Annotated in this window: 10 protein-coding genes and 1 riboswitch; of the genes, 3 read left to right on the top strand and 7 right to left on the bottom strand. The window is 42.4% G+C overall.

The window, feature by feature from the left end:
• Positions 1–143: 143 nt before the first annotated feature.
• Positions 144–237: riboswitch (cyclic di-GMP riboswitch) on the bottom strand.
• 368 nt (positions 238–605) lie between these two features.
• The 6 genes from QR42_RS01950 to QR42_RS01925 are packed head-to-tail and all read right to left on the bottom strand — an operon-like array spanning position 606 to position 8,500.
• Positions 606–1,409, bottom strand: coding sequence for an ABC transporter permease (locus tag QR42_RS01950; RefSeq protein WP_024424298.1), 804 nt, complete (start codon positions 1,407–1,409; stop codon positions 606–608).
• The gene (locus QR42_RS01945; RefSeq protein WP_039176427.1) at positions 1,402–2,271 is read right to left on the bottom strand and encodes an ABC transporter permease; all 870 of its coding nucleotides are present in this window, start codon (positions 2,269–2,271) and stop codon (positions 1,402–1,404) included. The genes QR42_RS01950 and QR42_RS01945 overlap by 8 nt, the downstream gene beginning before the upstream one ends.
• Complete coding sequence (locus tag QR42_RS01940) at positions 2,271–3,362, bottom strand: ABC transporter ATP-binding protein (RefSeq protein WP_039176424.1); 1,092 nt, start codon at positions 3,360–3,362, stop codon at positions 2,271–2,273. The genes QR42_RS01945 and QR42_RS01940 overlap by 1 nt, the downstream gene beginning before the upstream one ends.
• 8 nt (positions 3,363–3,370) lie before the next feature.
• Positions 3,371–4,456 (bottom strand): ABC transporter substrate-binding protein, encoded by a 1,086-nt coding sequence (locus QR42_RS01935; RefSeq protein ID WP_039176421.1) that lies wholly within the window; start codon positions 4,454–4,456, stop codon positions 3,371–3,373.
• The gene (locus QR42_RS01930; protein WP_039176418.1) at positions 4,453–6,441 is read right to left on the bottom strand and encodes a hydantoinase B/oxoprolinase family protein; all 1,989 of its coding nucleotides are present in this window, start codon (positions 6,439–6,441) and stop codon (positions 4,453–4,455) included. Before QR42_RS01930 ends, QR42_RS01935 begins: the two co-directional genes overlap by 4 nt.
• Positions 6,431–8,500 carry a hydantoinase/oxoprolinase family protein gene (locus QR42_RS01925; protein WP_039176415.1) on the bottom strand — a complete coding sequence of 690 codons (2,070 nt, stop codon included), beginning with the start codon at positions 8,498–8,500 and terminating at the stop codon, positions 6,431–6,433. Before QR42_RS01925 ends, QR42_RS01930 begins: the two co-directional genes overlap by 11 nt.
• Positions 8,501–8,867: 367 nt before the next feature.
• On the opposite strand from QR42_RS01925, the gene QR42_RS01915 reads away from it, so the two are divergent.
• The 3 genes from QR42_RS01915 to QR42_RS01905 all read left to right on the top strand — a co-directional run bounded on the left by QR42_RS01915 (position 8,868) and on the right by QR42_RS01905 (position 11,628).
• A complete protein-coding gene (locus QR42_RS01915; protein WP_039176411.1) occupies positions 8,868–9,296 on the top strand; it encodes a NucA/NucB deoxyribonuclease domain-containing protein in 429 nt (142 codons plus the stop codon).
• Positions 9,297–9,423: 127 nt separating this feature from the next.
• Positions 9,424–11,121 carry a methyl-accepting chemotaxis protein gene (locus QR42_RS01910; protein WP_039176408.1) on the top strand — a complete coding sequence of 566 codons (1,698 nt, stop codon included), beginning with the start codon at positions 9,424–9,426 and terminating at the stop codon, positions 11,119–11,121.
• 120 nt (positions 11,122–11,241) lie between these two features.
• Positions 11,242–11,628, top strand: coding sequence for a competence protein ComJ (locus QR42_RS01905; RefSeq protein ID WP_039176405.1), 387 nt, complete (start codon positions 11,242–11,244; stop codon positions 11,626–11,628).
• Between the two features lies 1 nt (position 11,629).
• Here the strand turns inward: QR42_RS01905 and QR42_RS01900 are convergent, their stop codons facing one another.
• A complete protein-coding gene (locus QR42_RS01900) occupies positions 11,630–12,436 on the bottom strand; it encodes an AAC(3) family N-acetyltransferase (protein ID WP_039176402.1) in 807 nt (268 codons plus the stop codon).
• Positions 12,437–12,447 lie beyond the last annotated feature (11 nt).

The following is a 12,447-nucleotide window of genomic DNA, read 5'->3' as shown; positions in this document are numbered from 1 at the left end:
TCATCCTCCGCCTCTTCTATGTTTTCTCCACCAATTTCACCCTGCACCCTCTATATCAAAAGAACCAAGTCTATTTCATTAAAATAGACGCTTTAACAGAAAAGGAGCCCACCCCGAATAAAACGGAGGGACTCCCATTTTGATTCGGTAGCCTGCCGACCTTAGCAAAAAAAGAATCATTTACCTTAGGACATGGCTTTGCGTCTCTATGTTTCCATAGATTTGCCTTTTTCTTCTTTTCTTTTAGATATTTTCTATTTACGTCCACTTTATATGAAAATATTGTTTTTTTCACCGAAAAATGGGTGTAAAGATTCATGCGTTATACCGAAGGGTTTACATGATAATTGACGATATTTACCGAAAATAACTAATAATAGTTGCGTTCAACCGAAAATAATCGACTAAATACCGCAAAAATTTCATATTTTCCCTTAAATATTGAAAATATGGCCGAAAATCTAGGATAGAGGTCTCCTTTCGTTTCCCGCAAATTCTTAAATCTTAAGAACTACATTCCCTAAAAAAATGAATTTTTTTACTGTAAAAACAACAAAAAAAAGAGCTGCCATTTCAAATGACAACTCCTTGTTTCTTCATTATATTTACATCACCTTAGACAGACCAATCGTTTTCTCAATAATGAGCAGCGCAATGATAGAAATGATAATAAATATGACAGATATCGCATTGACACTTGGATCAAAGGTCTGCTCAATGTAATTAAAGGTCCTGACCGGAATTGTGATGGTTTGAGGTGAGGAAACGAACAAACTGATCGATATTTCCCCAAATGACGTCACAGCTGAAAACACTCCGCCTGCAATGATTCCCGGCTTAATCAAAGGCAATGTGACTCGAAAAAACGTGCGAATGGGTCCTGCGCCAAGATTCATTGAAGCCAGCTCAAGACGCGGATCTAAATTCGAAACACTCACACCTACCGTTCGAACCACATAGGGAAAACCAATGATGACGTGACCAATGACGAGCGCCCACAAAGACCCTGTAAAGCCCATAGCCGTAAACAAGTAAAGCATAGCAATCCCTAACACCACTTGAGGAATCATGAGAGGTGACAGAATGAAAGCTTGGACAGCTTCCTTTCCCTTAAAGGAAAGCCTTGCTAAAGCATACGAAGCCATTGTCCCTAAAAGAACCGTGAGAGGCGTCACGATGAATAGCAGAATCACACTGATCCGAAGCGATTCCATCCATTCTGGATTTGACACGACCTCATGAAACCAGCGAACAGAGAACGAAGTCGGTGGAAATTCAGGAAAGGCATTTGGACTAAAAGCAGATAGGACGATCACAAGAACAGGAATGGTTAAAAAAAGATAAACCAATGACCCAGCAGTCCAAATCAGGATAGAAAGCAAGCGGTCACCTATTGACTTTTTACGCATGCATCCTCGCCTCCCAACGCTTCAATAAATAGCTTAATAGACTGACCACCACAAGCACACAAACCAATAATGTAAAGGACATAGCTGCAGCAAGAGGCAGGTTATACACCTGCATCACCTGCTGATAAATTGACAGCGGCAGCAGCGGCTGCATCCGTCCGCCGACTAACAGCGGAGTGATATAGCTTCCTGCTGCCAGTGAGAAGACGATGATCGCGCCTGTCACCATGCCTGGAATGGTCAGTGGTAAGGTGACATGAAAAAAGGTTCGAATCCGGCCAGCTCCAAGACTCATAGAAGCCGGTTTTAAGTGACGATCCATATCGGTTAAACTTGTTGCGATCGGCAGTACTGCAAATGGCAGCATGACTTGGACATAGGCAATAATGACCGCATTCATATTCCACAGCATCGAGAGCGGCTTCTCAATCACATGTAAATCTAGTAACATACCATTGATCAGACCATTTTGCGAAAGAAGAACAATCCATGCAAACGTCCGAATCACAACACTTGTCAAAAGCGGCGACACAAGTAAGATATAGAAAAATGCCCGCAGACGCGGATTAGGTGCCTTGACGAGCACGTATGCTGCTGGGTATGCCATCAATAAACAAATCACCGTTGTCTGTAAAGCCACCCACACAGTACTTCCAATCGCCTTTACATATGCATCTGTCGTGAACACATGAATATATTGAGAAAAGCTATACGTTTGTAATGTATTCATCATCGAATCGACATCGCGAAAACTGAGAACGAGCATCATCACAAGCGGAGCTAGTAAAAATACAACAAGAAACAAACAGGCTGGCAGCAGCATAAACCAATGAAATCGTTGATTTTTTTTCTTGATTCGCATCACGTATGCACCTTCGAATCTAAGAAAACGATATCTTCAGGCTGCCAATGGATATGGACGGTTTCTCCAACTTCAGGCAGCTCGGGAAATGCAGCATCAGAAGCATGGACAATGATTTCACCATTTTCAAGCCCCACAACCAAACGTAATGAATGTCCAATATAACTCACATCTGACAGCACGCCAGATACATGGTTTGGCTGAACTTCCTCCTGCTCAGAAGAGATGCTGATTCTTTCAGGACGCAGCATAAGCAGTTGCTTTTCCCTTTTCTCTTGATGTGCCGCAGCCTGCAGCTGAAGATGCTGACCGTTTGAATGGGTTACATGCGGAACCGTAAATGCAGCATCAGCTTCATTGTACACGGCCTCAAAGATATTCACCTGTCCGATGAATTCAGCTACAAATCGATTGTTTGGCTGGCGGTACACCTCTAAAGGCGTCCCAATCTGCTGAATTCTACCCTCTCCTAAAATTCCAACTCGATCAGAAAGGCTTAAGGCCTCCTCTTGATCATGTGTCACAAGAATGGTTGTAATCCCAACATTTCTTTGAATATTTCGCAGCTCTGTCTGCATGTTTTTTCTTAGTTTGGCATCTAGGTTGCTGAGCGGTTCATCAAGAAGGAGAACAGACGGCTGAATCGCCAGCGCTCTTGCTATCGCTACCCGCTGCTGCTGACCACCGCTTAATTGGTGGGGCATCCGTTTCGCAAATGCCTCTAATTGAACAAGAGACAAGCTTTCCATCACTTTCTCTTTGATTTCCGCCTTCTTTTTCTTTTGAACCTTAAGCCCGTACGCCACATTATCAAATACAGTCAGATGCGGAAAGAGTGCATAGCTTTGAAAGACCATACCTGTTTTTCTTTGGTAAGGCGGCAAAGCTGTCACATCCTGATCACCAATATAGACGACGCCTTTTGTTGGTTCTAAAAAACCGCCAATGATGTTTAATAACGTTGATTTCCCGCAGCCGCTAGGACCGAGAAGGGAGAAAAACTCTCCCTCATTCACAGTAAGACTGACATCGTTGAGAGCAATCTGCTCACCGAAGTGCTGACTGATGTGTTCTAAATGAATTCCACTCATGCGATCACCTAATTTCCTCCGCCTAATACTTCGTTCCATCGATTTGTCCAATTGCCCAGCTCAGAAGTTGCTGTTTCATAATCTACCCAAGTCAGCTTGCTGTAATAATTTTCTCCAACTTTCACTTTCCCCTTAATCTTGTCATTGTACTTCACATCAGAATTCGACATGCCATAATAAGATTTTTCCGAGAAAGCCTCCTGAGCTTCTTTTCCACTCAAGTAGTTTAATAGTTTGTATGCCGCTTCTTCGTGCTGACTTCCTTTCGTTAAAGCCCAGCTCGCTACAGCTGCAACAGCGCCTTCTTTCGGATATGAGAAACCAATATCCATTCCTTCTTCTTCAAGTGCAAATACTCGCCCGTCCCAATAGGGAACAGCTGCGACATCCCCACGTTCTAACAAGGTTTGAATCGATCCTGGGTTATCCGGAAAAGCAGCGACATGACCTTTTAATTGCGCGAGACTTTTAAATGCTTTATCAATATCCTTAGGATTTGATTCTGTCCCCCCTTGTGCATGAACAAGTGCAGAGAAAAATTGCAAACCAGCTGAATAAGTCGGAGATGAAATGGCTACCTTCCCTTTCAACTGACTGCTCCATAGGTCTGTCCAGCTGTTTGGTTCCTGCTTGACGAGATCTTTTCTATAAGCAATTCCAAGCTGCCCCATACTAAAGCCTGCTGCATATTGTTTTCCATTCACAGTAAGCTTCTTTTGGACAGAACGGTAAAGCTTTTTGACGTTCGGCGCTTGATCTTCATCGATAGGCGCAAGAACGTTTGCTGCAATACCTCTTTGAATCGTGTCAGGCTGTAAGATTAGTAAGTCATATGGTGGATTTTTCCCATTTGACGCTTTTAATTTTGTAAACCATTCAGAATCCGCTCCAGAGACGGTCTGCACTTTAATTCCCGTATCTTTTTCAAACTTTTCAAGGATTGGTTTGATATTCTTTTCCCAATCGCCTCCATATACGCCAACAATCACAGTCTGCTGCTGTTTGCCTTGATCCTTTCCATTTCCACCACAAGCGGTCAGCAGTACAACGATGGATAGGATGCCTGCAACAATAGCGATTAATCTTCTTTTCATGATTCATTTCCCCCTTTTTGTCCATTCATTTGACGAAGTGCTTGAGTAATATCTTCCTTTGTTAACGGCTCATTTCTATGACTGAAATATTGATGAACTGCATGTTTATAGTGCGTACGTTCATTAGCCGGATAGGAACGCAGCTGAACGGCTAGCTCACTGCTGGCTTCGTCCGTCCATACTTTCTCATAAGCTGCTCTTTGTTCTCCGAAATCCCACACGTCATTAGCTGCAGGATCACCAGCCTTTTCACGCACCTTGCTCGTCTGCTCCTCATCAATCTTCCATTCATTTTGCTCTAAATACACTTGAACACCATATTGCTGCAGCGCTCTTTCTTCACTTAATAGACCAGCTTCCACTTCCTGAAGGACTTTTTCTTTCTTTCTGGCAAATGGATTCCCCCAGCCGCCTCCACTTGGTGAAATCAATTGAACGATATCGCCTTTTTCAAGTCGCAGAACATCTATTTTGGGCTGGTCTTGTTTCTCACCATTAGCTGTGATCAGCTTGACCTCACCAACCGCTCCTGCTCGGCCGCCCATTAAACCCCAAGGCTGAAACTTCATCCGTTCCATTCCTCGTGCTGTCACCATCGATTCAGGCTTCATCATTTCAAATTCCAAACCAATCGCATGTCCGCCTCGATTTTCACCAGCTCCACCTGTATTCGGCAGAAGCTCATATCGGTGAACATGAATATCAATATGCTGTTCCAAACTCTCAATTGGGGTATTCTTCAAAAAGCCTGACGAATGATCAATACCGTCAACTCCATCAGTACCATTTTGAGCACCGCCGCCTCCGCCTAATGGTTCGACAACGGACATTTTCCTGCCACCCGTTTGATCATCAGGTACAGAGAGAACCACAATGGCAGATTGACCTGCACCTGCTGCCGGTACTGCTTCAGGCAGCAGCTTACCAATCGCACCTAGCACGACATTGTACAGCCTCATCGTAATCGAATGACGAATCCCGACAGAGGCTGGATATTCTGGATGCACCAGCGTTCCTTTAGGAGAGATCACATCGATTGGATACGTTATTCCACCATTAATCGGTATAAAAGGATCCTTACTAATGATGTAATTAATCAACCCTTGATAAAGAAAGGAATGCTTCTGACCATTGGTAACAAGGTTAAAGGCTGTTTTTACTTGCGGGTCACACTCAGAAAAATCGAGCGTCAGCCGTTTGCCTTTGATCGTTAGCTTGATTTTCAACCGAATAGGGACGTCTGAAATCATATCATCATCTAAATAATCAGCAAATTCACTCGTTCCATCCGGTATAGCTTCAATGACCTTTCCAGCACGATCCTCGGCTTGCTTCAGCAAGTCTATCATTCCTTGCTTCACTTCGTTTTTTCCAAATTTCTCAATCATTTCTTTTAACCGAATATCTGCTGTATTCACTGCAGCAATCATCGCATTGATATCACCATCATTTAGATGACTAGCGCGGCTGTTAGCTCTTAAAAAAGTACGTACGACCTGATTCTCTTTCCCGCCTTCATAAATTTTTACGGGCGGAATTCTTAATCCTTCTTGATGAACATCCGTTGCTGTCGGTGAAATACTCGAAGGCACAAGTCCACCCACATCACTGACATGAACAAAAGACCAAGCATAGCTTACGATTTCACCATCTACAAAAATCGGCTTAATGATATGGACATCTGGCAGGTGAGTCGCCAAACCATCTGTCGTATAAGGATCATTAGTGATGATAATGTCTCCTGGCTGCATCGGTCCGCTTGCTTCAATTGCTTTTTTTAGACTCAGCCCTAAAAAGATCGTCACACCCACTGTCTTCGGATAAACAAAGAAATCTCCAGAAGGCGTGGCTAATGCTGTCGCAAAGTCAGCAGATTCTTTGACGAAGGTCGTAAACGACGTCCGTTCAATGACATGCCCCATACCCGATGCAATCGCATTAAAATAACTGCGCATCATCTCAAGCTTTGCTGGGTCAGTTTTCATGTAAAGCCGCCTCCTTTGAAATCACTAAGTTACCTGATGGATCAATACTGCCTGTCCAGTTTGGCAAAATTAATGTTGTCGTATCATCCTGCTCAATCACGGCAGGTCCATTTACAATGGAACCTACTGACAGAGTATCCCGGTTATAAACCGATGCTTCGTATTCTTTTTCCTCTATAAAGATTCGTCTATATTCATATGGTTTAAAAGACTGTCCCCTGCTTTCATGAACAGGTGAAAAAGGCAGCGGAGGCGTCTCGCCTATGACTCGAACGCGTAAATGAGTAAACTCGATTTTTGCCTGATCATCCCTATGACCATATTGACGCTGATGCAATTTGTGAAAGGCTTCAATGAGTTGGTGGATGTCTTGTTCTTGCTTTAGCCATTCAATCGATAATGGCAATTCAATCTCAAATGCCTGCCCTTGATATCGTGCGTCTGCTAATAAGAGAATGGATGTCTGATTGATATGCTGAATGTTCTGCTGGCTGACCCAATCAGTCGCTTTTCGTGACAGCTTCTCATAATCTTGTTTTAGTTGGTTGATCGAATAGTCTTGTAAACATATTTTCTTCGACAGCACCGCATCATGGATAAAATCAGCTGTCAAAGCACCTAACGCACATAATGTACCAGGACTTGGAGGAACAACTACATTTTTCGCATGAATTTCTCTTGCAAGGAAATTCGCCACAACCGGTCCTGCTCCGCCAAACGCCAGCAAACTAAAATCTCTAGGGTCAAATCCTTGCTGCTCCATCACATTGCTTAATTCTGTGTACATATTGGCTACGGCTACTTGAATGAGCTGGTCAGCCGCCTCTTCAACCGTTTTGTTGAGCTGATCAGCAATTGGCTGAAAGGCCTTTTTCGCCGCAGACAGTTGTAAATGTAAATGTCCTCCGGCAAAACGTTCTTGATTGAGATAACCGCATATGAGAAACGCATCAGTTAAAGCTGCTTTTTCTCCCTTTCCATACGAAGCTGGTCCCGGGTTTGAGCCAACTGATTCCGGCCCCGCTTTGAGAAGTCCGCCCTGATCAATCCATGCTACCGAACCTCCTCCTGCTCCTATTGAATACATCGCAACAGATGGAAGAATAATTGGGAAGCCTGAAAGCTGATTCGATTGAGCCATTGTAGGCTGTCCATTTTGAATGATCGAGATATCTGCACTCGTCCCCCCAACATCAAAAGTGATCAGATTGGGTTCACTCGCTGATGCTGCAATTCTCGCCGCACCGATGACACCAGCTGCCGGACCAGAAAAGAGAGTCTTAACAGGCGAAGTTGCCGCACTTTCTGCATCCATTAAACCACCATTTGATTGTGTAATGTATGGAGAAATTGGTACACCTTCTTCCTTCAAACGGCTTTTCAATGTTTGCAAATACTGTTTCACCTTTGGCTGAATGTACAAATTAACAACAGACATCACTGTACGCTCGTATTCCCTCATTTGAGGCCATAATTCAGATGAGGTGAGGACTTCTAACTGTGGATAATGATGATTGATATAGGCTTTTGCCTGTAATTCATGAACTGGGTTTTGATAACTATGTAAAAATGAAATGACGATACCTGCTAGCTTTTTAGATATAACATGCTGGACCGCATCATCTAATTGCTGCAGATGGAGAGGTTTTTTGATCGTACCATCGTGTATCAACCTTTCAGAGATTGGATATACATGCTTCCGTGGTATCAATGGTTCTGGCAAACGAGAATTGAAGTCATAAGGAACGGGTAGTCGTAAACGTTGAAGTGACAATATATCTTGAAATCCTTCTGTCACAAAAAGGGCTAAATCTGCTCCTTTTCGCTGTAATAATGTATTCAGTCCGATTGTCATTCCGTGAACGAGGTATTGGATGTTGGATAAATCAACACCTCTTTTTTTTAGAAGATTTAACCCATTGATAATTCCTTGGGCTGGGTCATCAGTCACTGTAGGCGTCTTGAGTTCAGTCAGCTCCCCTGTTGCTTCATTTATCAGCGATAAATCAGTAAATGTTCCGCCTATGTCTATTCCGAGCCGGTATGAGACATCCGCCATTTGTACTTCCCTCCTACAATGTAATTAGAATCATATTTTGATAAATTACGACATTTTTTGATATTTGACTCCATATTATTAAAGCAGATCGGTCTAGTCAATTTTATTTTTTTGAAATTTCTGTGTGTTAAATTCTTGAAATTAGCCAAAAAAGCAGTGATAAAGCCATTTTGGATGAGCATATTCGTTTTCTGACCCACAAAATTAAAATTTTTATGAATTTCTACAAAAATGAAAAGCAAGAAATCAGGTAAAAACTGTTTTTTGAATTTTAAAAGACGTTTTTTCAAAACCAGGAGAAATTGGTAAGTAATTCTGCTATACTTCTGTTTACAAAATACGCAAACAAGAAAGAGAGCCAGCATCTATGAAACTTCTTAAAATGATTCTCTTGCTTTTATTGATTGTCATTGGTGTAGCAACAGGCTATATCCAACTGGAGCAAGGGAAACAAGAGACAGCGAATTCATCTTATGACAAAACCATTCATTTTCCATCAGACCGCTATCCCGAAACAGCCAAGCACATAGAAGAAGCCATTGATGAAGGTCATTCGTCCATTTGTACAATTGACCGTAAACATAGTGATGAGCAGAGAGATCGATCACTACATGGCATTCCAACAAAGCGCGGGTATGATCGGGACGAATGGCCAATGGCGATGTGCAAAGAAGGAGGCAGTGGAGCTTCTGTCAAATATGTACGCCCTTCTGATAATAGAGGCGCAGGCTCGTGGGTTAGTCATCAATTATCGGATGATCCTGACGGCACAAGAATTCAATTTATCATCGATTAGCCGCCTTTCCCTTTTCTATATTAAAAAAACTTTCACATGACTGCTTGCAGGTATTTTAAACACTTTTTTCATGCCGATAATCCTTAAGGAGGGATATCCTACCTTATACCTAAAGGAGTCAAAAAGCATGAAGAAAAAGGGAAAACTGAGGCTAGGCGCCAAAATTTTGCTGATCTTTTTAAGTGTCCTCATCATCTTTTCTGCGGTTGTTGGTTATGTGGTAAATCGCGAAATGACAGAAAACATCAAGCAAATGGCAACTGAAAAAGCAAAAGGTGATTTAAAGCTAGGCTACGCCTACCTAAATGAAAAAGTGGCAGGCTCGTGGCAGATTAAAGAGGACAAGCTATTCAAAGGAAATACGCAAATCAATGATCATGATGCATTGGTTGACCAATTAGCCGAATATACCGGTGATACCATCACGATTTTTCAAGGAAATACCCGTGTTGCTACGAATGTCATGTTAAACGGGAAACGAGCTGTAGGTACTGAAGTCTCTCCTGAAGTGAAGACCACTGTTTTAGATAAAGGAGAAAATTATTACGGCACAGCAAATGTTGCTGGGAAAGACTATCAAACGGCTTATATGCCAATCAAAAATGAAGCAGGCGAAACAATTGGTATTTTTTATACTGGCGCCAATCAAAGCATGATTTCACAAATGCTTCAGTCATTCTATATACAATTTGTCATCGTCCTTTTGTTAAGTCTGATCGTTTCAGTCATCATTATTTCTATTTTCACTAAGCGGATTCAGGTACGTCTCAAGCATTTGGCTTCTGCCATTAAGAGTGCAGGCGAAGGTCATTTAACCATCAATGTGAGGGATACTGCCGGTGATGAATTGTCTGATCTGGCTGGACATTTCAATAAGATGCGTGAAAAACTAAATCAAACGATTCTAAATGTCATGAACACGTCTGAATTAGTGGCCACATCCTCTGAACAGCTGTCAGCTAGCGCAGAAGAAACGAGTGCAGCATCAGAAAAAATAACCCACACGATCCAAGAAGTGGCACAATCTTCAGAAGAACAGTCCGCTCAAATGACAGCTAGTGAGCACAAGATGATTCAAGTATCAAACGAGCTGGCAAACATCACTGAAAATGCCGGACATATGGCTTCAAGAAGTCACTTCGCACAAGAAATGGCCCAAAAAGGTGTACACAATATCGGTGAAGTTCATTCACAAATGAAATCTATTGCAACATCAATTGAAGAAAACGGTACAGCAATTCAAGCATTGGAAACACGTTCAGCTGAAATTGATCATATTTCCAAAGTCATTACAGATATCGCCAGCCAGACAAACCTGCTAGCTCTTAATGCAGCAATTGAAGCAGCACGGGCAGGTGAGCATGGAAAAGGGTTTGCTGTTGTCGCAGACGAAGTGAGAAAGCTCGCTGAAGAATCTCAAGCATCATCAAACATGATTTCCCATCTCATTTCTGAAATACAAAAAGAGATGACTCATTCGACGAATGCCATCAAACAAGTAAGAGAAGAAGCAGCTCAAGGGGCTGTCCTTATCTCTCATACAGAAGAATCTTTTCATGATATCCAGCAGTCCATGAGAGAAATGGCAGATGGCATTAAGCATTTATCGAGTGCATCACAAAAAATCGCAGCTTATACTAACGATGCGAAACAGTCTTTTGCGTCTATTACAGAAGGCGTTAAACGAACGAGTGAACATTCACAGCAAGTAGCAGGTTTAACAGAAGAACAATTTGCTGCAATGGAAGAAGTAACAGCTTCATCAGAAGCACTTGCCCATTTAGCAGGAGATTTAAAAGCAATGGTCTCGCAATTTCACATCTAGATCCCACAACAAATAGCGCAAGACGGCTGCAATCGTCTTGCTGCCTAACTTTCTCCTCAAGAATGACTCTTTCAACCATTTACGTTTCAACGAAAACCCATAAATAAAGGAGTTTTTTATATGAACCACTTAAATCAAACCTATTCTCTATCTATCTCCTACCACCAAATCACGGTATACACCGGAAGCGAAACACCACCTATCATTGATTGGACAGATGAGGACATTCTCCAAGGATTCGCAACTGGAGATCGGGGAGTTTCCTTTGAAGGAATCAATAATGGAAAGGCGTCTATTATTGTGACATTAAATAGCGATGAGCCCCAAGTCTCTATTGATAGAGCCATAACAGTGCCCTTTACGCATACAAGTGATCAAGTTTATATCACAAGCGTCATGGCTCATGTACTGTCTTTCCCCATTCCAAAAGGAGACTATCAGCTTACCTGCTATACCTCACAGCAGCCTGATCAAGACGTTTATTATATAAATTTCCAAACAGTGTAGATTACGACTGATCGTATAAATCAAGCCACTTTTCCGCATAGTCTACCGATTCTCTCACTGGCAATAAATATGAACTGGCAAGTCCGATTTGATTGTGCTGATGGATGCCTCCAGATTGCAGAAAATCACGGCCAATCTGTTCAAATAGTTCTTCTCTTGTGATGATATCTTGGTACTCTTTCCATACCCTCCACCCATTTTCTAAAATAGGGGCTCCTCTTGTCATGAGGTCCTGCTGAGGGATTCGGTATTCAGCTAGATGAAAAGCTGTCATGCTCTCAAATGTTGTACCAAGCAGCAGCACTTGAGCATGAAAATCATACATGCGGCCAAGAGGCGAATGCTCTCCTAATCCGAAGGAAAGTGCATGGTGTTTCAGAATTTCATGTTTTCTTTTTCCCCAGGCTGTGAATGAAAAATGGGGATGGTTGCTTCTCGCCACGCCTGGGTATTTCCAAAATGTTTCCGCTACCTTTCCCATTGCTGTTGGCGTCGTGTAAGCTGGATCAAATGCAGGCATGGTTTCTTTGATCGATTTCCACCACGAATAAGGAACAGGCGGATCAATCCAATCGGCAGGATCAGAAAGCTCTAACGTTTGTGCCGGCATAATGAGTGTCCCCTCTTCTGTTAAGGTTTCCATCAATGCTTGTATGACGGCTACAGCGCCTCCGTTTACCCAGCCGATGGATGATAAAGATGAGTGAACACATAAAATCATGCCCTTTTTCACACCAAGTTGTTCCAAGTCTGTTTTGATTGTTTCCTTTGTCATCGGTTCAGCTTGATTTTCGATTAATTTTTGCATCGTTCCTTTTC

Source organism: Bacillus sp. WP8, from assembly GCF_000800825.1.
Classification (GTDB): Bacteria; Bacillota; Bacilli; order Bacillales; family Bacillaceae; genus Bacillus; species Bacillus safensis.
The sequence above is the reverse complement of the archived record's forward strand: the minus strand, read 5'-3'. Positions and strand labels throughout refer to the sequence as shown.